General features: G+C 66.7%; 18 protein-coding genes. 2 read left to right on the forward strand and 16 right to left on the reverse strand.

The features are described 5' to 3' along the window. Window positions 1-120: 120 nt before the first annotated feature. The 16 genes from ASF41_RS03680 to ASF41_RS03755 form a co-directional block, all read right to left on the reverse strand. Entirely contained in the window at window positions 121-1,794 is a 1,674-nt protein-coding gene (locus ASF41_RS03680) for a ribonuclease J (protein ID WP_056214634.1), read from the reverse strand. A 14-nt stretch (window positions 1,795-1,808) separates the two neighbouring features. Further along, window positions 1,809-2,588 (reverse strand): biotin--[acetyl-CoA-carboxylase] ligase, encoded by a 780-nt coding sequence (locus ASF41_RS03685; RefSeq protein ID WP_056490904.1) that lies wholly within the window; start codon window positions 2,586-2,588, stop codon window positions 1,809-1,811. 4 nt (window positions 2,589-2,592) lie between these two features. Then, window positions 2,593-4,035, reverse strand: coding sequence for an NADH-quinone oxidoreductase subunit NuoN (gene nuoN, locus ASF41_RS03690; protein ID WP_056214627.1), 1,443 nt, complete (start codon window positions 4,033-4,035; stop codon window positions 2,593-2,595). Between the two features lie 12 nt (window positions 4,036-4,047). Then, complete coding sequence (locus ASF41_RS03695) at window positions 4,048-5,571, reverse strand: NADH-quinone oxidoreductase subunit M (RefSeq protein WP_056214623.1); 1,524 nt, start codon at window positions 5,569-5,571, stop codon at window positions 4,048-4,050. 31 nt (window positions 5,572-5,602) lie between these two features. Continuing rightward, complete coding sequence (gene nuoL / locus ASF41_RS03700; RefSeq protein ID WP_056490908.1) at window positions 5,603-7,696, reverse strand: NADH-quinone oxidoreductase subunit L; 2,094 nt, start codon at window positions 7,694-7,696, stop codon at window positions 5,603-5,605. Between the two features lie 148 nt (window positions 7,697-7,844). Beyond that, window positions 7,845-8,150: an NADH-quinone oxidoreductase subunit NuoK gene (gene nuoK, locus ASF41_RS03705; protein ID WP_055947368.1), complete on the reverse strand. Its 306-nt coding sequence runs from the start codon at window positions 8,148-8,150 to the stop codon at window positions 7,845-7,847. Between the two features lie 43 nt (window positions 8,151-8,193). After that, the gene (locus ASF41_RS03710; protein WP_056214617.1) at window positions 8,194-8,814 is read right to left on the reverse strand and encodes an NADH-quinone oxidoreductase subunit J; all 621 of its coding nucleotides are present in this window, start codon (window positions 8,812-8,814) and stop codon (window positions 8,194-8,196) included. A gap of 217 nt (window positions 8,815-9,031) precedes the next feature. Next, complete coding sequence (gene nuoI, locus ASF41_RS03715; protein ID WP_056275243.1) at window positions 9,032-9,520, reverse strand: NADH-quinone oxidoreductase subunit NuoI; 489 nt, start codon at window positions 9,518-9,520, stop codon at window positions 9,032-9,034. A gap of 24 nt (window positions 9,521-9,544) precedes the next feature. After that, entirely contained in the window at window positions 9,545-10,567 is a 1,023-nt protein-coding gene (gene nuoH / locus ASF41_RS03720) for an NADH-quinone oxidoreductase subunit NuoH (RefSeq protein ID WP_056275240.1), read from the reverse strand. Between the two features lie 12 nt (window positions 10,568-10,579). Then, complete coding sequence (gene nuoG / locus ASF41_RS03725) at window positions 10,580-12,661, reverse strand: NADH-quinone oxidoreductase subunit NuoG (RefSeq protein WP_056490911.1); 2,082 nt, start codon at window positions 12,659-12,661, stop codon at window positions 10,580-10,582. 45 nt (window positions 12,662-12,706) lie between these two features. Beyond that, window positions 12,707-14,008, reverse strand: a complete 1,302-nt coding sequence (gene nuoF / locus ASF41_RS03730) for an NADH-quinone oxidoreductase subunit NuoF (RefSeq protein WP_056275233.1) — start codon at window positions 14,006-14,008, stop codon at window positions 12,707-12,709. A 1-nt stretch (window position 14,009) separates the two neighbouring features. Continuing rightward, the gene (nuoE, locus tag ASF41_RS03735) at window positions 14,010-15,113 is read right to left on the reverse strand and encodes an NADH-quinone oxidoreductase subunit NuoE (RefSeq protein WP_056490914.1); all 1,104 of its coding nucleotides are present in this window, start codon (window positions 15,111-15,113) and stop codon (window positions 14,010-14,012) included. 19 nt (window positions 15,114-15,132) lie between these two features. Then, window positions 15,133-16,323, reverse strand: a complete 1,191-nt coding sequence (locus tag ASF41_RS03740; protein WP_056490918.1) for an NADH-quinone oxidoreductase subunit D — start codon at window positions 16,321-16,323, stop codon at window positions 15,133-15,135. Window positions 16,324-16,339: 16 nt separating this feature from the next. Next, complete coding sequence (locus ASF41_RS03745; RefSeq protein ID WP_056490922.1) at window positions 16,340-16,987, reverse strand: NADH-quinone oxidoreductase subunit C; 648 nt, start codon at window positions 16,985-16,987, stop codon at window positions 16,340-16,342. 15 nt (window positions 16,988-17,002) lie between these two features. Then, window positions 17,003-17,590, reverse strand: coding sequence for an NADH-quinone oxidoreductase subunit B family protein (locus ASF41_RS03750; protein WP_056214588.1), 588 nt, complete (start codon window positions 17,588-17,590; stop codon window positions 17,003-17,005). Window positions 17,591-17,650: 60 nt separating this feature from the next. Beyond that, entirely contained in the window at window positions 17,651-18,016 is a 366-nt protein-coding gene (locus ASF41_RS03755; RefSeq protein WP_055948771.1) for an NADH-quinone oxidoreductase subunit A, read from the reverse strand. Window positions 18,017-18,441: 425 nt separating this feature from the next. Between ASF41_RS03755 and ASF41_RS03760 the strand changes: the two genes are divergently transcribed. Together ASF41_RS03760 and ASF41_RS03765 are read left to right on the forward strand one after the other, a co-directional pair. Continuing rightward, window positions 18,442-19,575 carry a glycosyltransferase family 4 protein gene (locus ASF41_RS03760; RefSeq protein WP_056490925.1) on the forward strand — a complete coding sequence of 378 codons (1,134 nt, stop codon included), beginning with the start codon at window positions 18,442-18,444 and terminating at the stop codon, window positions 19,573-19,575. Between the two features lie 160 nt (window positions 19,576-19,735). Beyond that, entirely contained in the window at window positions 19,736-22,066 is a 2,331-nt protein-coding gene (locus tag ASF41_RS03765) for a glycogen debranching N-terminal domain-containing protein (RefSeq protein WP_056275218.1), read from the forward strand. The last annotated feature ends 87 nt before the right edge of the window (window positions 22,067-22,153 follow it).

The raw sequence follows: 22,153 nt of genomic DNA on the forward strand, positions 1-22,153 counted from the left end.
TCTGGATCCCGGGCTCCGCTGCGCGGCCCCGGGATGACGGTGTGCTGCGCGCCGACGTCCCGCGCAACCCACCCGCATCGGCGACACCCCTCCCCCGCAGAGGGGGGGAGGGTTCGCCCATTAGACCTCGACCACCTGCACGTGGCAGGCGGGCTTCTTGCCCCAGACCTCGTTCACCGCGGAGCGGATCGCGCGGTCGACGGCCTTCTCGACGCCCTCGGCGTCCTTGCGCTTGGGCTTCGACAGCCCCGAGAGCGTGCGCGACACGCACTCCACGACGACGTCGAGCATCGCCTGGCCGGTCCGGCCGCGATTGGGCAGGCCGATGATGTCGATCGCGGGCTCGCCCAGGATCTCGCCCTGGACGTCGATGGCGATGGCCACCGAGACGAGGCCGGCCTGCGAGAGCTTGCGGCGCTCGGGGATGGCCCGGTCCTTGGCGTCGATCAGGACGTTGCCGTCCTTGAACAGGCGCCCGGCCTTGACGTGGTCGACGATCTCCGGCGTGCCGGGCGCGAGGCGCACGACGCTGCCGTTGCGGGCCTTGACGATGTTCGGAACGCCCTGGTCCCGGGCGAAGCGGGCGTGCTCGTCGAGGTGCAGGGCCTCGCCGTGGACCGGGATCGCGGTCTGCGGCCGGGTCCAGGCATACATCTCCGCCATCTCGTCGCGCCGGGGGTGGCCCGAGACGTGGACGAGCTTGGTGCGGTCGGTGACCACCTCGATGCCGGCATTGACGAGGTCGTTGATGATCGCGCCCACCGCCCGCTCGTTGCCGGGGATCGCCCGCGAGGAGAAGATGACGCGGTCGCCGGCGGCGAGGGTGATGTCCGGATGGTCGTCGCGCGAGACGCGGGCGAGCGCGGCCCGCTCCTCGCCCTGCGAGCCGGTGAGCAGGGCCACGACCTTGTCGCGCGGTAGGTAGCCGTAGCTGTCCGACGACCGGAACTCGGGCAGCCCGTCGAGGAAGCCGCACTCGCGGGCGACCGCGATGACCCGGTCCATGGCGCGGCCGACCGCGACGACCTCGCGGCCGCAGGCCTGGGCGGCCTCGGCCACGGCCCGCATGCGGGCGACGTTGGAGGCGAAGGTCGTCACCGCGACCCGGTGGGGGGCGTCGGCGATGAGCTCGCGCAGGGTGGCGGCGACCTCCGCCTCGCTCGGGGAACGCCCCTCGCGCACGACGTTGGTCGAATCGCTGATCATCGCCAGGATGCCCTCGTCGCCGAGCGCCCGGAAGGCGGTCTCCGAGGTCACGTCGCCGAGGATCGGGGTTGGATCGAGCTTCCAGTCGCCGGTGTGGAGCAGGAGGCCGTGCGGCGTCCGGATGGCGACCGCGTTCGACTCGGGGATCGAGTGCGAGACCGGCACGTACTCGATCTCGAACGGACCGACCTGCACCCGGCGGCCGGCCTGGATCTCCTTGAGGATCACCTTGGGCGCGCCCGGCTCGCTGAGGCGGCGGGCCTCCAGAAGGTTCTTGGCGAAGCGCGTCGCGTAGACGGGCGCCTTGAGCTTGGGCCACAGCTCACCGATCGCGCCGATATGGTCCTCGTGCGCGTGGGTGATGAAGATGGCGAGGAGGTCGTCCTTGCGCTCCTCGATGAAGCTGAGATCCGGGAACATCAGGTCGATGCCGGGGAATCCCTCCTCGCCGGCGAAGCCCATGCCGCAATCGACCATGATCCATTTGCGCCGCTTCGGGGGGCCGAAGCCGTAGAGCGCCGCGTTCATGCCGATCTCGCCCACGCCGCCGAGCGGCACGAAGACGAGTTCGTCTTGCCCTGTCGTCATTGTCCGTCCAAACCTCAAGCCGCCGTCGCGGCCGTTCCCAGATGCACCTCGCCCGCCGTCACGGTCCGTCGCGTCCCATCCTCCGATCGGACCACGAGCCGCCCTGCCTCGTCGATCGTCTCGAAAATTCCTTGTACGGACGTGTCGCCCATGCGCACCGAAACCGGCGCGCCGATTCCGGCCGCGTCCGCGATCCAGCGCTCGCGGATCCTCGCGAATCCGTAGCCACACGCCCAAAGCCGCGCGGCGTCGACGATTCCATCCGTCAGGTGGACGAACAGATCCTCGGCGCGCGTGTCGTACTGCATCTGCCTGAGGCACGTGGCGCGATAAGGCAAGCCCTGCGGCGTCGCAGCGACATTGACACCGAAGCCCATCACCACCGCGCGGCGCCCGCCGGGCCGGCTCTCGGCCTCCAGCAGGAGCCCCGCCAGCTTGGCGCCCGAGGCCAGGACGTCGTTCGGCCACTTCAGGCGGCACCCGGTGACGCCGGCCGCCGCGAGGGCGGAGACCAGGGCGAGGCCGGCGACGAAGCCGAGGGTCGGCACCTGGCCGGGCTCCACGTCGTCCACGGGCCAGAGCAGACTCGCGGTCAGGTTTCCGGGCTCGGACAGCCAGCTGTTGCCGCGCCGGCCCCGTCCGGCCTCCTGCCGCCGCGCCACCACCCAGAGCGGCCCGGCCTCGCCGTCGCGGAAGCGCGCCAGCGCCTCGGTGTTGGTGGAGCCGAGGCTTTCGTGGACGTGGAGGCGGTGCCCCTCCCCCCGCGCCCGGGTGCCGAGGACGTAGCCGCTCAAGGACCTAGAACAGCGACTTGGCGGCGGCACCCGCGGCGCCCACGATGGGACCGGGCACGATCCCGAGCAGCACCACGACCAGGCTCGCCAGGGCGAGGACGATGCGGGCCCCCGGCGGCATCGGCTCGTAGGCGGCGACCGGCTCGTCGAAATACATCACCTTGACGAGGCGCAGGTAGTAGAATGCACCCACCACGCTGGTGACCACGCCGATGATCGCCAGGGCGACGAGGCCCGATTTGATGGCCGCGAGGAAGACGTAGTACTTGGCGAAGAACCCCGCCAGCGGCGGGATGCCGGCCAGCGAGAACATCATCGCGGCGAGGCAGAAGGCCATGACCGGATGGGTGCGCGACAGCCCGGCGAGGTCGTCGACGGATTCGAACATCCGGCCGCCGCGGCGCAGCGACAGCAGCACCGCGAAGGCCCCCAGCGTCATCGCCAGGTAGATGATCATGTAGACGACGACGCCGCTGATGCCCTCCTGCGAGCCGGCGGCGAGGCCCACCAGGGCGTAGCCGACATTGCCGATGGAGGAATAGGCCATCAGGCGCTTCAGGGAGCGCTGGCCGATGGCGGCGAAGGAGCCCAGCGCCATCGAGGCGATCGCCACGAAGACGATGATCTGCTGCCAGATCGCGGTCACGTCCGGGAAGGCGCCGATGAAGAGGCGCACCGTCATCGCCATGGCGGCCATCTTGGGCGCCGAGGCGAAGAAGGCGGTCACGGGGGTCGGCGAGCCCTCGTAGACGTCGGGCGTCCACATGTGGAACGGCACCGCCGCGAGCTTGAAGGCGACGCCGGCCGCCACGAAGACGATGCCGAGCACGATGCCGAAGCCCGCGGTGCCGTCCAGCGCCGCGACGATGCCGGGGAACGAGACGGTGCCGGTGAAGCCGTAGACCAGGGAGGCGCCGTAGAGCAGCATGCCCGAGGAGAGCGCGCCGAGGACGAAGTACTTCAGCCCGGCTTCCGTCGACTTCAGGTTGTCGCGATGGAAGGCCGCGATGACGTAGGCGGCGAGCGACTGCAGCTCCAGGCCGAGATAGAGCGCGATCAGGTCGTTGGCCGAGGCCATGACCATCATGCCGATGGTGCAGAGGATCAGCAGGATCGGGAACTCGAACCGGTCGATGCGCTCCCGCTGGAAATAGTCGCGCGAGAGCAGGATCGTGGCCGCCGAGCCCAGCAGGATCAGGGCCTTCATCACCTTGGAGAAGTTGTCGACGATGAAGGAGCCGTTCAGGGTCGTGACCTTGGCGCCCGACTGGGACATGACCGCGAACAGCGCCACCACCAGCAGGATCAGGGCCCCGACATTGACGCCCTCGGCGGAGCGCTCGCCCCGGAACGCACCGTAGAGGATCAGCACCAGCACGCCGACGCTGAGGATCAGCTCCGGCAGGGCGGGCCCGAGCGCGGGCAGGACGATCTGAGCGGCGTTCATCGGGTCAAGCCTTCAGCGCGACGCGGGCGGCAGGGTGGCCGCGGCGGTCTGCGTGTTCGAGAGCGCGGTCCGCATGCTCTGCATCAACGCGTCCGTGGAGGGCGCGAAGGTGTCGAGCACGGGGGCCGGGTGGACGCCGTAATAGATCGTCAGGGCGACGAGCGGCGCGATGATGATCTTCTCGCGCAGGTCCAGGTCGAGGATGCCCTGCAGGTTGGGCTTCTCGAGCTTGCCGTAGATCACGCGGGCATAGAGCCAGAGGGCGTAGCCGGCCGACAGGATGATGCCGAAGACCGAGAAGAACGCCACCGTCGGGTTGGCCCGGAAGGCGCCCATCATGGCGAGGAACTCGCCCACGAAGCCGGAAGTGCCGGGCAGGCCGACATTGGCCATGGTGAAGACCATCATGGCCGCCGCGTAGAGGGGCATCCGCTTCACGAGGCCGCCATAGGCCGCGATCTCGCGGGTGTGCATCCGGTCGTAGACCACGCCGACGCAGAGGAAGAGCGCGCCCGACACGATGCCGTGCGAGATCATCAGGAACAGCGCGCCCTGGATGCCCTGCTCGTTCATCGTAAAGAGACCCAGCGTCACGAAGCCCATATGCGCCACCGAGGAGTAGGCGATGAGCTTCTTGATGTCGGTCTGCATCAGGGCGATCAGCGAGGTGAAGATGATCGCGATCACCGAGAGGGCGAACACCATCGGGGCGAAGGCGTGGCTCGCGTCCGGGAACATCGGCAGCGAGATCCGGATGAAGCCGTAGCCGCCCATCTTCAGGAGGATGCCCGCCAGGATCACCGAGCCGGCGGTGGGCGCCTCCACGTGCGCGTCGGGCAGCCAGGTATGGACCGGCCACATCGGCATCTTCACCGCGAAGGAGGCGAAGAAAGCCAGCCAGAGCCAGGTCTGCAGTTCCACGGGGAAGCGGGTGTGCAGCAGGGTCGGGATGTCGGTGGTGCCGGCGTGCCAGTACATCGCCATGATGGCGAGCAGCATCAGCACCGAGCCGAGCAGGGTGTAGAGGAAGAACTTGAAGCTGGCGTAGATGCGCCGCTTGCCGCCCCAGATGCCGATGATGAGGAACATCGGGATCAGGCCGGCCTCGAAGAACAGGTAGAACAGCACCAGATCGAGGGCGCAGAACACGCCGATCATCGTCGTCTCGAGGACGAGGAAGGCGACGAAGTACTCCTTCACCCGGACGTTCACCGAGAGCCACGAGGCGCCGATGCAGAACGGCATCAGGAAGGTGGTCAACAGGATCAGCGGCATCGAGAAGCCGTCGACGCCGAGCTTGAACCGGGTGGCCTCGCTCAGCCAGGCATGGGTCTCGACGAGCTGGAAGTTCGCCGTGGTCGCGTCGTAGCGGCCCCAGGCCACCAGCGAGAGCAGGAAGGTGGCGAGCGTGGTGATGAGTGCGGCCCAGCGGGCGTTGCGCTTCGCGGCTTCCGTCTCCTCGCCCAGGGTGAGGATGAAGGCTGCGCCGCAGAGCGGCACGATGAGCAGGCCGGACAGGATTCCGAGGCCTAACATGAGCGGGCGCTCCGATACGTGACGGCGGCCATCAATGGGCGACCTTGGGCAAGCCGGTCAGCATGTACCAGCTGATGAGGGCGGCGACGCCGACGAGCATGACGAAGGCGTAGTGGTAGACGTAGCCGGTCTGGAAGCGGACCACGCCGCGGGTCACGTCGAGGACGCGGGTGGCGATGCCGTCCGGGCCCATGCCGTCGATGACGCGGCCGTCGGCCTCCTTCCAGAGGAACTTGCCGAAGTCCTTGGCCGGGCGGACGAAGATCCGGTCGTAGAGCTCGTCGAAGTACCACTTGTTGAGGAGGAACCGGTACAGGCTCGGCTGCTGGGCGGCGAGCTGGCCCGGCAGTTCCGGCCGGCGGATATACATCCAGTAGGCCAGCACGAAGCCGATCAGCATCATGATGAAGGGCGAATAGGCCACCAGCGCCGGCACCGCGTGGATGTCGTGCATAATGTGGTTGTCGGGGCCGTGGCCGAGGGCGTGGCCCCAGAACGAGTCCATGCCCTCGCCGATGAACCGGTTCTTGAAGATCAGGCCGGCGAAGAGCGCGCCGAAGGCCAGGATGCCGAGGGGGATCGTCATCACCAGCGGGCTCTCATGCGGGGTGTGCGCATGGTCGTGGTGCTCGATGGCGCTGTGCGAGGCCGGCTCGACGTCGTGGCCGTGATCGTCGTGGGCGACGCCCTCGTGGTGGCCCGGGGCGCCGTCGGCCTGGGTCGAGGCGGCGGCTTGCGCCACCGCGTGGGTGTCGTCGTGGTGCGCCCCGTGGCCGGCCCAGCGGGCCGGTCCCTCGAAGGTCATGAAGAACAGGCGCCAGGAATAGAACGAGGTCATCAGCGCGGCGACGACGGTGCAGATGAAGGCCAGGGTGTGCCCGGGCCGCGTCGAGGCGTAGGCCGCCTCGATGATGGCGTCCTTCGAATAGTAGCCCGCGGTGAAGGGGAAGCCGATCAGCGCCAGGGTGCCGATGGTCATCATCGCCGAGGTGAAGGGGATGTAGCGGCGCAGGTTCCCCATGTTCCGCATGTCCTGCTCGTGGTGCATCGCGTGGATGACCGAGCCGGCCCCGAGGAACAGCAGCGCCTTGAAGAAGGCGTGGGTGAAGAGGTGGAAGACGGCCGCCGAGTAGGCACCGACGCCGAGCGCCACGAACATGTAGCCCAGCTGCGAGCAGGTCGAGTAGGCGATCACGCGCTTGATGTCGTTCTGCACGAGGCCGATCGTGGCCGCGAAGAACGCCGTGATGCCGCCGATGACCGTGACCACGACGAGGGCGTTGGGGGCGAGCTCGAACAGCGGCGACAGGCGCGCCACCATGAAGACGCCGGCCGTCACCATGGTGGCGGCGTGGATCAGCGCGGAGACGGGGGTCGGCCCCTCCATCGCGTCCGGCAGCCAGGTGTGCAGCAGGAACTGGGCCGACTTGCCCATGGCGCCCATGAACAGCAGCAGGCAAGCGAGGGTCAGGGCGTTCCAGTCGTAGCCCAGGAAGTGGAAGGTCGCGTCCTTGATCTCGGGCGCGCGGGCGAAGATGCCGTCGAAGGCGATCGAGCCCGTCAGCACGAAGACGAGGAAGATGCCCAGCGAGAACCCGAAATCGCCGACGCGGTTGACGATGAAGGCCTTCATGGCCGCGGCGTTGGCGGAAGGCTTCTCGTACCAGAACCCGATCAGCAGGTAGGAGGCGAGGCCGACGCCCTCCCAGCCGAAGAACATCTGCACGAGGTTGTCGGCCGTCACCAGCATCAGCATGGCGAAGGTGAAGAGCGACAGGTAGGCGAAGAAGCGCGGCCGGTGCGGATCCTCCTCCATGTAGCCGATGGAATAGAGGTGCACGAGGGTCGAGACCGAGGTCACCACCACCAGCATGATCACCGTCAGGGTGTCGATGCGGAAGGCCCAGTCGACCACGAGGTCGCCGGCGGTGAACCAGGTGGCCACCTGCACGCGGGTGGCGTGCTCGGTGCCCGGCACCTCCAGGAAGGCGCCCCAGGACAGCAGCGCCGAGAAGGCGAGGAGGCCGGTGGTGATGCCCTCGCTGAGCTTCGGGCCGAGCTGGCGGCCGAACAGGCCGGCGAGCAGCGCGCCGACGAGCGGGAGGAAGACGATCGCGTGATACATCGCTGGCTTGTCCGGCCTCCTGGGTGCGCCCGGTCCCCGCGCAATGCGCGGGGAGCCCGAGCGGCGCCCTGTGGGGTTCGTGTCACCGCCCCGGCGGCGCGCGCACCGCGCTGCCGGGCGTCGAATCGGGTGGCGTCGCGGTCCCGCGTCAGCCCTTCATCATGTTGACGTCCTCCACCGCGATCGAACCGCGGTTTCGGAAGAACACGACGAGGATGGCGAGGCCGATGGCCGCCTCCGCCGCCGCGACCGTCAGCACGAACAAGGCGAAGACCTGGCCGGTGATGTCGTTGAGGTGGGTGGAGAAGGCGACGAGATTGATGTTCACCGCCAGCAGGATCAGCTCAACGGACATCAGGATGACGATGACGTTCTTGCGGTTCACGAAGATGCCGAGCACGCCCAGCGTGAACAGGATCGCGGCGACCGTCAGGTAATGGCTCAGGCCGATCATCGGATGTGGCTCCCGGTCTCTGCCGTTCGAGGTCCGCCGGCCATCAGACTTCCACGCCCTGGCGCGAGGGCACCTTGCGGGTTTCCACCGCCATGGTCTGCGTGCGCGCGTTCTGGACGGCGATGTTCTGGCGCTTGACGCCCGGTCGGTCGCGCAGGGTCAGCACGATGGCGCCGATCATCGCGACGAGCAGGATCAGGCCGGCGAGCTGGAAGAAGAAGACGTAGTCCGTGTAGAGCACCCGGCCCAGCGCTTGGGTGTTGGTCACCGCCTCGGCGCTGGCGACCGGACCGAGGGGCGCCTGCACGAGGCCCGGATCGATGGTCCAGGAGCCCACCACGAGCAGCAGCTCGATCAGGAAGACCGCGCCGATCAGCGCGCCGATGGGCAGGTATTGCTGGAAGCCCTGGCGCAGCTGGGCGAAATCCACGTCGAGCATCATCACGACGAACAGGAACAGCACCGCCACCGCGCCGACGTAGACGACCACCAGGATCATCGCCAGGAACTCGGCGCCCATCATCACGAACAGCCCGGCGGCGTTCACGAAGGCCAGGATGAGGAAGAGCACGGAGGCCACGGGATTGCGCGAGGCGATCACCATGAAGCCCGAGGCGATGGTCACACCTGCGAACAGGTAGAAGAAGGCAGCGGCTGCGCTCATGCGATTCTAGAGATCAGCCGTCCCGAGGACGGCCCCTTCTGCCGAAATTGTGCCACGGCCCACCGGCCGCCCGTCTATAGAACCCGCCCCTGCGGCGCACAACCGCCTCGGCGGGGTCCAGCCGACTCCGTGGGAACGGAATCGCCCCTGATGTCTCGTCCGCGGGCCGCGCGAAGGATGCGCCCGGCAAGAGGATCCGCCCGGCGGGAGCGCGCGCTCAGCGGTAGGGCGCGTCCACCGCGAGGTTGCGGGCGATCTCGCGCTCCCAGCGGTCGCCGTTCAGGAGGAGCTTCTCCTTGTCGTAGAGGAGCTCCTCGCGAGTCTCGACCGAGAACTCGAGATTCGGCCCTTCCACGATCGCGTCCACCGGGCAGGCCTCCTGGCACATGCCGCAATAGATGCACTTGACCATGTCGAGGTCGTAGCGGGTCGTGCGGCGGGTGCCGTCGTTGCGGCGCGGGCCCGCCTCGATGGTGATGGCCTGGGCGGGGCAGATCGCCTCGCACAGCTTGCAGGCGATGCAGCGCTCCTCGCCGTTGGGGTAGCGGCGCAGGGCGTGCTCCCCCCGGAAGCGCGGGCCGCGATGGCCCATCTCGAAGGGGTAGTTGATCGTGGCCTTCGGCTTGAAGAAGTACTTCATCGCCAGGACGAACCCGGACGCGAACTCCTTCAGCAGCAGACCCTGAGCGACCTGATCGAGCTTCATGGCTCGGATCTCCGTGAGGGGTTGTCAGGCGCCCGGCGCGAGGCCGGTGAGCTTGAGGACAAAGGCGACGACGATGACCGAGACGAGCGAGAGCGGCAGGAACACCTTCCAGCCGAGGCGCATGAGCTGGTCATAGCGGTAGCGCGGCACCATGGCCTTCACCATGGCGATCATGAAGAAGAGGAAGCTGGCCTTGAGGGCGAACCAGATCAGGCCCGGCACCCAGGTGAAGGGCGCGAACGGGATCGGGGAGAGCCAGCCGCCGAGGAACAGCACCGTGCCCAGCGCGCACATGGTCATGATGGCCACGTACTCGCCCAGCATGAACAGCAGGTACGGCGTCGACGAATACTCGACCATGTAGCCGGCCACGAGTTCCGATTCGGCCTCCGGCAGGTCGAAGGGCGGGCGGTTCGTCTCGGCCAGCGCCGAGATGAAGAACACCACGAACATCGGGAACAGCCAGAGCCAGTACCAACCCAGGATGCCGAGGCTGGTGTCCTGCGCCATGACGATGCGCGAGAGGTTGAGGGAGCCGGCGCACAGGAGCACGCAGATGATGACGAAGCCGAGGGAGACCTCGTAGGAGATCATCTGCGCCGCCGAGCGCAGCGCCCCCAGGAAGGCGTATTTCGAGTTCGAGGCCCAGCCGCCCATCAGGACGCCGTAGACGCCCAGCGACGAGATCGCGAAGATGTAGGTGATGCCGACGTTGAGGTCGGCGATGGCCCAGCCCTCGGCCAGGGGAATCACCGCCCAGGCGGCCAGCGCCAGGGTGGCGAAGACCAGGGGCGCCAGCAGGAACAGCGCCTTGTTGGCGCCGGCCGGGATGACCGGTTCCTTCAGGACGAATTTCAGGAGATCGGCGAAGGACTGGAACAGGCCCCAGGGCCCGACCACGTTCGGGCCGCGCCGGAGCTGCACCGCCGCCCAGATCTTGCGGTCGGCCAGCAGCGCATAGGCGATGAAGACGAGCAGCAGCGCCAGGAGCACGAAGCTCTTGAGCGCCAGCAGCAGGACGGTGCCGAGGACTTCCCAGAAGGTCATCGCAGGAGATCCTTATTCGGCCGCTTCGAGGCCGCGCACCCGGGCGAGGCTCGAACACTCGGCGAGCACCCGCGAGGCGCGGGCGATCGCGTTGCTGAGGTAGAAGTCCGGCACCGCCGCGCTGAAAGCGGTTCGGGTCGGCTCGCCGCCGAGACCCGACAGGGTCTCCACGGTGGCCACCGCATCGCTCGGGGCGATGGCGTCGAGGGCGGCGAAGTGCGGATGCTCGGCGTAGAGCGCCCGGCGCAGGGCCCCCAACGAATCGAACGGCAGGCGCTTGCCCAGCACGTCGGACAGGGCGCGCAGGATCGCCCAATCCTCGCGGGCATCGCCCGGCGGGAAGCCGGCGCGGTTGGTAGTCTGGACCCGGCCCTCGAGGTTAACGTAGGTCGCACTCTTCTCTGTATAGGCCGCCCCCGGCAGGATGACGTCGGCCCGCGTGGCGCCCTGGTCGCCGTGGGTGCCCTGGTAGATCACGAACGCACCCGGATCCAGCGCGACCTCGTCGGCACCCAAGTTGTATACCACGTCGAGATTTCCGCCCTTCGCGATCCCCGCGAAGTCCAGACCGCCCTCCCCCGGCACGAAGCCGAGATCGAGGGCACCGACCCGGGCCGCCGCGGTCTGGAGCACGCCGAAGCCGCTCCACTCGGGCGTCACGGCGCCGATGTCCCGGGCGAGCGCCGCCGCCGCCGCGAGGATCGCGGCGCCGTCCGGCCGCGCCAGCGCGCCGGTGCCTACGATGACGAGCGGCCGGCTCGCCGCCTTCAGCGCCTCGGCGAAGCTGTGCCGGCCGGAGACGAGGTCGGCCAGGGTCTCGGGTCCGGCGCCCAGGTAGGTATGGGGGTAGGTGAGGTCGACGGGCTCACCGATCAGGCCGACGGCGAGCGGCCCCATCCGCCAGCGCTTGCGGATACGCACGTTGAGGAGGGAGGCCTCCAGGCGCGGGTTGGTGCCGATGAGGAGAATCGCATCCGCCTCCTCGATCCCGGCGATGCCGGTGCCGAGGGTGTAGGCGGCTCGGCCCCAGGCCGGGTCGATCGCCTCGCCGGTCTGGCGGCAGTCGAGGCTCGTCACCCCGAAGGAGGTCATCAGCGCCTTCAGCGCGTAGATCTCCTCGACGCCGGCGAGATCGCCCACCACCGCGCCGATGCGCTTGGGGTCGGTGCCCTTCACCTTCGCCGCGATGGCGGCGAACGCCTCACCCCAGGACGCAGGGCGCAGGCGGCCGTTCTCCCGCAGGTAGGGCCGGTCGAGACGCTGGGTGCGCAGACCATCCACCGCGTGGCGGGTCTTGTCGGAAATCCACTCCTCGTTGATTTCCTCGTGCACGCGCGGCTCGATCTGCATGACCTCGCGCCCGCGTGCATCGACCCGGATGGCGCAACCGACGGCGTCCATCACGTCGACGGATTCGGTCTTCGACAGCTCCCACGGCCGCACCTCGTAGCTCTGCGGCTTGTGGACGAGGGCGCCCACGGGGCAGAGGTCGGCGACGTTGCCCTGAAGCTCCGAGCCCATGGCGGATTCGAGGTAGCTCGTGATCTCCATGTCCTCGCCGCGCCCGATGGCGCCGAGATCCGGCACGCCGGCGACCTCCGCCAGGAAGCGGACGCAGCGGGTGCAGTGGATGCAGCGGTTCATGGCGGTCCGCACCAGCGGGCCGATGTACTTCTCTTCGACGGCGCGCTTGTTCTCCCCGTAGCGGGTCGAGTCGACGCCGTAGGCCATTGCCTGGTCCTGCAGGTCGCAATGGCCGCCCTGGTCGCAGATCGGGCAGTCGAGCGGGTGGTTGATGAGGAGGAACTCCATAACCCCCTCGCGGGCCTTCTTCGTCTGGCCCGAGCGCGTCAGCACCTCCGGCGGCTCGCCGTTGGGTCCGGGCCGGCAATCCTTCACCGCATAGGCGCAGGAGGCCACCGGCTTCGGAGCGCCCTTGAGCTCCACGAGGCACATCCGGCAATTGCCCGCGATGGACAGCCGCTCGTGGAAGCAGAAGCGCGGAATTTCCGCGCCTGCGGCCTCGCAGGCCTGGAGCAGCGTGTACTCCGCCGGAACATCGACCTCGGTGCCGTCGACGACGATCTTGGTCATGCGTGGGTCTCGGTCTCGAAACTTAAGGGCGGCGCGAGGGGCGGATCACTCCGCCGCCATCGGCACCGGATCGGAATGCGGGTTGGCGCTGTAGCGGTCGATGCGCTTCTCGATCTCAGGACGGAAGTGCCGGATCAGACCCTGGATCGGCCAGGCGGCCGCGTCGCCGAGCGCGCAGATGGTGTGACCCTCGATCTGCTTCGTCACGTCGAGGAGCATGTCGATCTCGCGGCGCTGGGCCCGGCCCTCCGCCATGCGCAGCATCACGCGCCACATCCAGCCCGTGCCTTCGCGGCAGGGCGTGCACTGGCCGCAGGACTCGTGCTTGTAGAAGTAGGCGATGCGGGCGATCGCCGAGACGATGTCGGTGGACTTGTCGAGCACGATGACCGCCGCCGTGCCGAGGCCGGAGCCGAGGTTCTTGAGCGTGTCGAAGTCCATCTTGGCATCGATGATCTGCTCGGCCGGGACCAGGGGCACCGAGGAGCCGCCGGGAATCGAGCAGAGCAGGTTGTCCCACCCGCCACGCATGCCGCCGCAATGCTTGTCGATGAGTTCGCGGAAGGTGATCCCGAGTTCCTCCTCGACGTTGCAGGGCTTGTTGACGTGGCCCGAGACGCAGAACAGCTTGGTGCCGGTGTTGTTCTTTCCACCGAGGCCGGCGAACCAGGCGCCGCCGCGGCGCAGGATGGTGCCCGCCACCGCAATGGATTCGACGTTATTGACCGTCGTGGGGCAACCATAAAGACCCATATTGGCGGGGAATGGAGGCTTCAGGCGCGGCATGCCCTTCTTGCCTTCGAGGCTCTCCAGCAGAGCCGTTTCCTCGCCACAGATATAGGCGCCGGCGCCGTGGTGGACGTAGATGTCGAAGGGATAGCCGTGGACATTGTCCTTGCCGACGAGGCGGGCCTCGTAAGCCTCGTCCACCGCCCGCTGGAGGGCATGCTTCTCGGCGACGTACTCGCCGCGGATGTAGATGTAGCAGGCATGCGCGGCCATCGCGAAGGATGCCAGCATGCAGCCCTCGATCAGGAGATGCGGATCGTGCCGCATGATCTCCCGGTCCTTGCAGGTGCCCGGCTCGGACTCGTCGGCATTGACCACGAGGTAGTGCGGACGCCCGTCGGACTTCTTGGGCATGAATGACCACTTAAGGCCTGTTGGAAAGCCAGCGCCGCCACGGCCCCGCAGGCCCGACTGTTTCATCTCGTCGATGATCCAGTCGCGGCCCATTTCCAGCAGGAATTTGGTGCCATCCCAGGCGCCGCGCTGCTTGGCGGCCTCGAGCCCGGGAGAATGCAGGCCGTAGAGGTTCGTGAAGATGCGATCCTGATCGGCGAGCATGTCAGTTCCCCTTCTTTGGGGCGGAAAACCCGGGTGTCTCCGGCCTCGTCGTTGAAGCCTTCGTCGATGAGGCCTCGGTGCCGGCCGACTGAGGGTCTTTGACGTCCGCGCTGGCACCCGTGGCCGCTGGCTGGGGCGGTGGCTCGTTGCGCGGCAGGCTCGACTGGGTACCGGCTTCCGCACCTGCGGCTTCCGACTTCGCGATCATCTCCGGAGCCGGCGCGGTCGGCGAGGCTGGCTGCGCCGTCGAGTTCGTCCCGTCGGCGGCATCCATCTTATCGCTCGCCTTCACGGGAGACTCTCCGGCCGCAGCCCGCTGGGCAGGCCCGTCGGTCGCCGACGTCCCGACGGCCCGACCCGCATCGGGACGGGCGGGCTTCGGGTCCCCGGCGGCGCGCTGTTCGGACGAAGCCGCCTCGGCCTTGCCCTGCTCGCTGCCACCTTCGACCTCTTTCTGCTCGAAGCGCTTGCGCCAGGTTCCGACGCGCGATCCGTCGAACAGGTTCGCATCGGTGAGTGTATCGGCGCCCCCGAGCGGCTCGGACGAGGTCCGTCCGACTTGCGAGCCGACCTTCACCGGCCTGCCAGCGGCGAGGTCGTCCATCAGCTTGCCGAGGAGGTCGGGTGTCAGGTCCTCGTAGTAATCCTGATTGATCTGCGCCATGGGAGCATTGCAGCAGGCGCCCAGGCACTCGACCTCGAGCCAAGAGAAGTTACCGTCAGCACTCACGTGGCCGGGCGCTCCGAGACGGTGGTGCAGGTAGTCCTTCAACTCGCGCGCGCCACAGGAATCACACGGCACGGTCCCGCAAAGCTGGATCCAGAACTTGCCGACCGGCTCCAAGGCGAACATCGTGTAGAAGGTCGCGACTTCGAGCACGCGGATATGCGGCATGCCAAGTTCGTCGGCCACCGCCTCAATGGCCTTCTGCGGCAGCCAGCCGCCATTCTGCTCCTGCGCCTTCCAGAGCAGCGGGATCACTGCCGAGGCCTGACGGCCCTCAGGATACTTCTCGATTTGGCCCTTCGCCCAATCGGCGTTCTCGGACGAGAACGTGAAGGTGGCGGGCTGCTCGGCAGCGGAGGCGAGTCTGCGGTTGGCCATCAGTTTCGAACCTTGATCCTCACCGGTCCACTTCGCCGAACACGATGTCCAGCGTGCCAAGCACGCAGGACACGTCGGCCAGCATGTGGCCGCGGCACATCCAGTCCATCGCCTGAAGGTGGGCGAAACCCGGAGCGCGGATCTTGCAGCGGTAGGGCTTGTTGGTGCCGTCGGCGACGAGATAGACGCCGAACTCGCCCTTGGGTGCCTCGACGGCGGCGTAGACCTCGCCGGCCGGCACGTGGAAGCCCTCGGTGTAGAGCTTGAAGTGGTGGATCAGCGCTTCCATCGAGCGCTTCATCTCGCGGCGTGGCGGCGGAGCGATCTTGCCGTCCGTAGCTGAAATCGGCCCCTGGCCCGCCGGCTGGCGCAGCTTGATGCAGCACTGCTTCATGATCTTGGCCGATTCGCGCATCTCTTCCATGCGGATGACCTGGCGATCGTAAGTGTCGCCGTTCTTCCCCACGGGGATATCGAAATCCATCTCCTCGTAGGCCTCGTAGGGCTGCGACTTGCGCAGGTCCCACGGGATGCCGGAACCACGGACCATCACGCCGGAGAAGCCCCAGGCCATCGCCTCGTCCACGGTGACGATACCGATGTCGACGTTGCGCTGCTTGAAGATGCGGTTGCCCATGACGAGGTTGTCGAGATCATCGACAACCTGCAGGAACGGATCGATGAACGCTTCGATGTCGTCGATCAGTGCGGGCGGCAGGTCCTGATGGACGCCACCGGGCCGGAAGTAGTTGGCGTGGAGCCGAGCGCCCGATGCACGCTCGTAGAAGATCATCAGCTTCTCACGCTCTTCGAAGCCCCAGAGCGGCGGCGTCAGGGCGCCGACATCCATGGCCTGTGTGGTGACGTTGAGAAGGTGGGAGAGAATGCGCCCGATCTCGCAGAACAGCGTGCGGATCAGCTGCGCCCGCCGCGGCACCTCGAGCCCGAGCAGCTTCTCGATGCCGAGGCAGAAGGCGTGCTCCTGGTTCATCGGCGAAACATAGTCGAGCCGGTCGAAGTAGGGCGTCGCCTGGAGGTAGGTCTTGTGCTCGATGAGTTTTTCGGTGCCGCGATGGAGCAGGCCGATGTGGGGATCGACCCGCTCGACGATCTCCCCGTCGAGTTCCAGCACGAGGCGCAGCACGCCGTGAGCCGCCGGATGCTGCGGTCCGAAATTGATCGCGAAGTTGCGGATGTTGTGCTCGGTCATGGCCTCGCTCCGCTGCTCAAGCCGACGTCTTCTCATCGCCCGGGAGCACGTACTCGGTGCCCTCCCACGGCGAAAGGAAGTCGAAGTTTCGGAATTCCTGGGTGAGCTTGACCGGCTCGTAGACCACGCGCGCTTCGTCCTGGTCGTAGCGGACTTCGACGAAGCCGGTGAGCGGAAAGTCCTTGCGCAGGGGGTGCCCTTCGAAGCCGTAATCAGTGAGCAGCCGACGCAGGTCCGGGTGGCCCGAGAACAGGATGCCGTAGAGGTCGTAGGTCTCGCGTTCGAACCAGTTCGCGGCCGGAAAGACCTCGATTACGGAGGGCACCGGCGTCTGGTCGTCGGTCTGCACCTTCAAGCGGATCCGTGAATTATGGCGCAGCGAGAGCAGGTGATAGACCACGTCGAACCGCTTCTCCCGGGCCGGATAATCGGCGCCGCAGATGTCGATGAAGCAGCGAAAGGCGCAGGCTGGGTCGTCGCGCAGGTAGGTCAGCGCGTAGACGATGTCGCTGGCCTGCACCACGAGGGTGAGTTCGCCGAAGGCGATGGTGCGGGAGACGATCGCGGGCCCGAGCGCACCGGCGACATGGTCGCTGATCCGCTGCAGGGCGCCGACGCCGGACTCCGGCGCGGTATGGTCAAGGATGCTGATGCCATTGGTCATGCCGGGCGTCCTTCCTCAGCGCTCGATCGTACCAGTGCGGCGGATCTTCTTCTGGAGCAGGAGCACGCCATACAGCAGCGCCTCGGCCGTGGGCGGGCAGCCCGGGACGTAAATATCCACCGGCACCACCCGGTCGCAGCCGCGGACCACCGAGTAGGAATAGTGGTAGTAGCCTCCGCCGTTGGCGCAGGAACCCATCGAGATGACGTAGCGAGGCTCCGGCATCTGGTCGTAGACCTTGCGCAAAGCCGGAGCCATCTTGTTGGTCAGCGTGCCGGCGACGATCATCACATCGGACTGACGCGGGCTCCCGCGTGGCGCAAATCCGAAGCGCTCGCAGTCGTAGCGCGGCATTGACATCTGCATCATCTCAACGGCGCAGCAGGCGAGACCGAAGGTCATCCACATCAGCGAGCCGGTGCGGGCCCAGTTGATCAGATCATCCGTGGACGTGACGAGAAACCCGCGATCGGCGAGTTCGTCGTTGATCGACAGGAAGGTCGGATCATTGGCGCCGATCGGAAGGCCCGTGCTGGGATCGATGATGCCCTTGGGGGCCTGGGCGATCGCCGGGGCGCGGGAGAGGTCGGGGCTGAAGGCCATCGGTTTCTCGGGATCAGGCTTCGGATGGGCGGACTTCGTGGACGGCGCGATTCGGGAACACTAGTCCCATTCGAGGGCGCCCTTGCGCCACTCGTAGACGAAGCCGACGGTCAGAACGCCGAGGAAAGCCATCATCGACCACATGCCGAACCATCCAAGCTCACCGAAGGAGATTGCCCACGGGAACAGAAACGCGACCTCGAGGTCGAAGATGATAAAGAGGATCGCGACGAGGTAGAAGCGCACATCGAACTTCATGCGCGCGTCGTCGAAAGCATTGAAGCCACACTCGTAGGCCGACAGCTTTTCCGGATCGGGGCTGTTGTAGGCGACCAGGAAGGGCGCAACCAGCAGGGCCGCAGCAATGAACACAGAGACGCCGATAAAGACGATGAGGGGCAGATAGTCTGCCATCAGGCCGGACATGCGGGACCTCTCGTATTGGCAGGCGATTGCGACGCCTTCGACGCCTTAGGCCGCATGGAATTGCTCCAATGCCAGACTGCGCCGGCGCGAGGCTTAGACGACCCCCCGGAGTGAAACAAGGGCATCGTGCGTCGCACAAAATCGGCCATGCGCCTGAGGTAGTTCTTCCCCCGTTCCGAACAACACGACCGATGCGCGCAGGGGGTCGTTCGGCCGGTTTCCTACAATTCCTGCCATGGACTTGTCTGGCATGCCAGACGGCATCGAACGCGGGGATAGCGGGGACATCTTAGTCCGTTTTTCAGAGAGTTCTGGCGTAGCTCAAGGGCCGGGAACCATAACCTTGGCCGTCCGTTTCGTTCATGTCCCACTCAGGCCGGATCGCGTTAGGTCGGCGCAACATTCGACCTCATAGGAGACGCTTCGTGCGCATTGCCCAGATTGCTCCGCTTTCGGAGGCCGTACCCCCGAAGTTCTATGGTGGTACCGAGCGCGTGGTGTCATGGATCACCGAGGAACTGGTCCGCCAGGGCCACGATGTGACTTTGTTCGCTAGCGGTGATTCGGAGACCTCGGCCAAGCTCGCAGCCTGCACGCCCGAGGGCCTGCGCCTCCTCGGCTATCGGGATCACACTGCGAGCCACCTTGCCATGTTGCACCACGTGCACAAGCGAGCGCACGAGTTCGATATCCTCCACTTCCACATCGATCTGCTTCAGTATCCGATGTTCGAAGATCTAAATCACAAATGCCTCACGACGATGCACGGGCGCCTCGACGTGCCGGACTTCATGCCGGTCTACCGCACCTTCACGGGTATGCCTCTGGTGTCGATCTCGGACAATCAGCGTGATCCGATGCCCGAGAACGTCAACTGGCTCTCGACCATCCACCACGGTCTTCCGGCCCAGAACTGCCCGTTCTATCCGGAGTCGAAAGGCGGCTACCTTGCCTTCCTCGGCCGCATCTCCCCGGAAAAGCGTCCCGACCGTGCGATCGAGATGGCGATCCGTTCCGGCATACCGCTGAAAATCGCCGCAAAAGTCGACAAGGCCGACCAAGATTATTGGGACGAGGTCATCGAGCCGATGATCCACCATCCCCTCGTCGAGTTCATCGGCGAGATCAACGAGGAGCAGAAGAAGGACTTCCTTGGCAACGCCCTCGCCCTTGCCTTCCCGATCGACTGGCCGGAGCCCTTCGGCCTCGTGATGATCGAGGCGATGTCGGCCGGCACGCCGGTCATCGCTTTCCGGAACGGTTCCGTGCCGGAGGTGATCGCGGATGGTGTCTCTGGCGTCCTGTGCGGCTCGATAGATGACGCGGTGGCGGCGGTCCACGCAGTGAAGTCGATGAGCCGTACTGGTGTGCGCAGGCACTTCGAAGGTAATTTCACCGCCGAGTGCATGGTGCGTAAGTACGTGGCCGCATACGAGCGATTGCTCGCCGGCGCGAACTCGGTGATCAAGCTACCGCATGCCGGCGCTTTCTCCTCGCACTATGGCGAGATGAACGGCTCCGCCCTGCCCCAGATCTCCGTCGCTGCGATGCCTGCCTGATACTGTCCGAGCCGGGCCCCGCCCGGCATCGGATTTGCTCGCCGCCGAGCAGGCTGGCGCCGCAAGATTGCCGCACTACCTCCGCCACTGAGGGCCGCCGCGCCGCATCATGCGACCGGCGGCCCTTTTGATTCGACACCCATTTCGGAGACGCTCAGGCATGGCAGCGGATACACTGAAGGCGACCTCCGAGCCCGCGACCGAAACGCGGATTCCCCGGGGCTTCCAGGATGCCGACGAAGTCCTGCCGCAATATCACATCGAGGCGCAGACCTCACTTGTCGAGCGCCCGCTGCGCTCGCTGAAATACGGCGAGGCTTTCGCGGTTCTCGACAGCTACGGCGATATCGGCGTGCTCCCTGGTCCAGAAGGCCTCTACTTCCAAGACACGCGCTACCTCTCACGTCTGCATGTCACCATCGAGGACCAGCGACCGCTGCTGCTGTCCTCGGTGATGCAGGACGACAACGGCGCGCTCAGCGTCGACATGACGACGCCCGACATCCGCATCGATGCTCATGACGAGACCACGATCCCCCGCGAACTGATCGCGATCGAACGCACCAAGTTTCTCTTCAAGGGCGCATGCTACGATAGGATCGGCCTCCGCAACTATGATTCCCGGCACTGGCATCTGAAGGTCGCCGTCACCTTCGACGCCGATTTCCGGGATCTCTTCGAAGTGCGCGGCATGGACCGCCCTGTGCGCGGCAAGCGTAGCGTTCAGGTGGCGAGCGAATCCGAGGTCCAGTTTCGCTACGCCGGCCTCGACGAGGTCGTGCGCACCACGAGCCTGCATTTCGGGCCAACGCCCAAGCACATCGAGCCGGGCCGCGCCGAGTTCGTCGTCTCCCTGCCGCCAGGCGGTCGCGCTTCGCTGTTCCTGAGAGCGGTCTTCGAATCACACCGCGCCTTCACCAGCGCTCCCGCTGCCGAGCGGGTCGGCGAGGATGCAGCAGCCGGCCTGTCGCGCGCCGCAGGGAGTTCCGCTGCTCCGCGCCACCCGAAGGGTCTCGCCGAGGGTGTCATTTTCGCTCGGGCTTATCGCGACTCCCGTCGCGACCTGCGCCAGCTCACTGCCGGCATCACGACGATCATTTCGTCGAACGACCAGTTTAACGAAGCCGCCTGTCGCGCTACCGCCGACCTCTACATGCTGGCAAGCCGGACGCCGGAAGGCATCTACCCCTTCGCGGGCATTCCCTGGTACTCCACGGTATTCGGGCGCGACGGGATCATCACCGCCATGATGGCGCTTTGGATCGACCCGAACTTCGGAAAGGGCGTCTTGCGCTACCTCGCCTCGACCCAGGCCCAGGCCGTCGACCCGGCCGCCGACGCGCAGCCCGGCAAGGTTCTGCACGAAACCCGGCGCGGTGAGATGGCCATGCTCGGCGAGGTGCCGTTCCGGCACTACTACGGCACCATCGACGGCACGCCGCTCTTCGTGATGCTGGCCTGGGAGTACTATGCCGTCACGGGTGACCTGGAGACAATCTCGGGGATCTGGCCTGCTCTGGAACTCGCCCTCACCTGGATGGACGAGTACGGCGACCGGGACGGCGATGGGTTCGTTGAGTATGCCCGCGACACCGACAAGGGCCTTGAGAACCAGGGCTGGAAGGACAGTCACGACTCCATCTTCCACACCGACGGCAATCTGGCGAAGGGCCCTATCGCTCTCTGCGAAGTCCAGGGCTACGTCTATGCCGCCAAGAACGGGGCGGCCAAGCTCGCCTCGCTCCTGGGCCATGACACCCTGGCGCAGCGTCTCGGCGAGGAGGCGCAGACCCTGCGCGACAATTTCGACAAGGCATTCTGGTGCGAGGCGATCGGCACCTACGCCCTCGCCCTCGATGGCGAGAAGCGGCAATGCGCCGTACGCTCGTCCAACGCCGGCCATGCGCTTTTCACCGGCATCGCGCGGCCGGAGCGCGCAGCGAGCGTCGCCGCAAACCTCCTGTCGAAGGACGGCTTCAACGGCTGGGGCGTGCGCACGATCGCCCGCGGCGAAGCTCGCTACAATCCGATGTCGTACCACAACGGCTCGATCTGGCCGCACGACAACGCACTGATCGCCCTCGGACTGGCGCGTTACAACCTGAAGCCGGAAGCGTCGCGGATCTTCGAGGGCATGTTCGACACGGCTCTCTATCAGGATCAGAAGCGGCTGCCGGAGCTGTTCTGCGGTTTCATGCGACGCCACCAGCGTGGCCCCGTCTCCTACCCCGTGGCCTGCTCGCCACAGGCCTGGGCCGCAGCGGCGCCGTTCGCCTTCCTGGCGGCCTGCCTCGGGTTGGAGATCGACCACGACCGTAATCGGGTCCGCTTCCGCAATCCGACCTTGCCGCCGTTCCTCGACGGCGTGTCGATCTTCAACCTGAAGATTGGCACCTCACGCGTGGACCTGCGCCTGCAGCGCTACGGCGAGGACGTTACGGTCAATGTCCTCCGGCGGACCGGCGATGCGCAGATCTCTCTGCTGAAGTAGGCCCCGAAGAGCGGGCGGCATTCGCGCGGGATGCTGCCCGCTGGGCAAAAACGCTCTCTACTTGGAAGGCCGCCGGTCGACACACCG

It is taken from the genome of Methylobacterium sp. Leaf111 (genome assembly GCF_001423285.1).
Taxonomy (GTDB): domain Bacteria; phylum Pseudomonadota; class Alphaproteobacteria; order Rhizobiales; family Beijerinckiaceae; genus Methylobacterium.

Excerpts from the sequence above, each read along its gene's own strand:
- ASF41_RS03680 (WP_056214634.1), bottom strand. The coding sequence starts at position 1,794 with ATGACGACAGGGCAAGACGAACTCGTCTTCGTGCCGCTCGGCGGCGTG.
- nuoN (WP_056214627.1), bottom strand. The coding sequence starts at position 4,035 with ATGAACGCCGCTCAGATCGTCCTGCCCGCGCTCGGGCCCGCCCTGCCG.
- ASF41_RS03695 (WP_056214623.1), bottom strand. The coding sequence starts at position 5,571 with ATGTTAGGCCTCGGAATCCTGTCCGGCCTGCTCATCGTGCCGCTCTGC.
- nuoL (WP_056490908.1), bottom strand. The coding sequence starts at position 7,696 with ATGTATCACGCGATCGTCTTCCTCCCGCTCGTCGGCGCGCTGCTCGCC.
- nuoK (WP_055947368.1), bottom strand. The coding sequence starts at position 8,150 with ATGATCGGCCTGAGCCATTACCTGACGGTCGCCGCGATCCTGTTCACG.
- ASF41_RS03710 (WP_056214617.1), bottom strand. The coding sequence starts at position 8,814 with ATGAGCGCAGCCGCTGCCTTCTTCTACCTGTTCGCAGGTGTGACCATC.
- nuoI (WP_056275243.1), bottom strand. The coding sequence starts at position 9,520 with ATGAAGCTCGATCAGGTCGCTCAGGGTCTGCTGCTGAAGGAGTTCGCG.
- nuoH (WP_056275240.1), bottom strand. The coding sequence starts at position 10,567 with ATGACCTTCTGGGAAGTCCTCGGCACCGTCCTGCTGCTGGCGCTCAAG.
- nuoG (WP_056490911.1), bottom strand. The coding sequence starts at position 12,661 with ATGACCAAGATCGTCGTCGACGGCACCGAGGTCGATGTTCCGGCGGAG.
- nuoF (WP_056275233.1), bottom strand. The coding sequence starts at position 14,008 with ATGCTCGCCGATCAGGATCGCATCTTCACGAACCTCTACGGCCTGCAT.
- nuoE (WP_056490914.1), bottom strand. The coding sequence starts at position 15,113 with ATGGCCAACCGCAGACTCGCCTCCGCTGCCGAGCAGCCCGCCACCTTC.
- ASF41_RS03740 (WP_056490918.1), bottom strand. The coding sequence starts at position 16,323 with ATGACCGAGCACAACATCCGCAACTTCGCGATCAATTTCGGACCGCAG.
- ASF41_RS03745 (WP_056490922.1), bottom strand. The coding sequence starts at position 16,987 with ATGACCAATGGCATCAGCATCCTTGACCATACCGCGCCGGAGTCCGGC.
- ASF41_RS03750 (WP_056214588.1), bottom strand. The coding sequence starts at position 17,590 with ATGGCCTTCAGCCCCGACCTCTCCCGCGCCCCGGCGATCGCCCAGGCC.
- ASF41_RS03755 (WP_055948771.1), bottom strand. The coding sequence starts at position 18,016 with ATGTCCGGCCTGATGGCAGACTATCTGCCCCTCATCGTCTTTATCGGC.
- ASF41_RS03765 (WP_056275218.1), top strand. The coding sequence starts at position 19,736 with ATGGCAGCGGATACACTGAAGGCGACCTCCGAGCCCGCGACCGAAACG.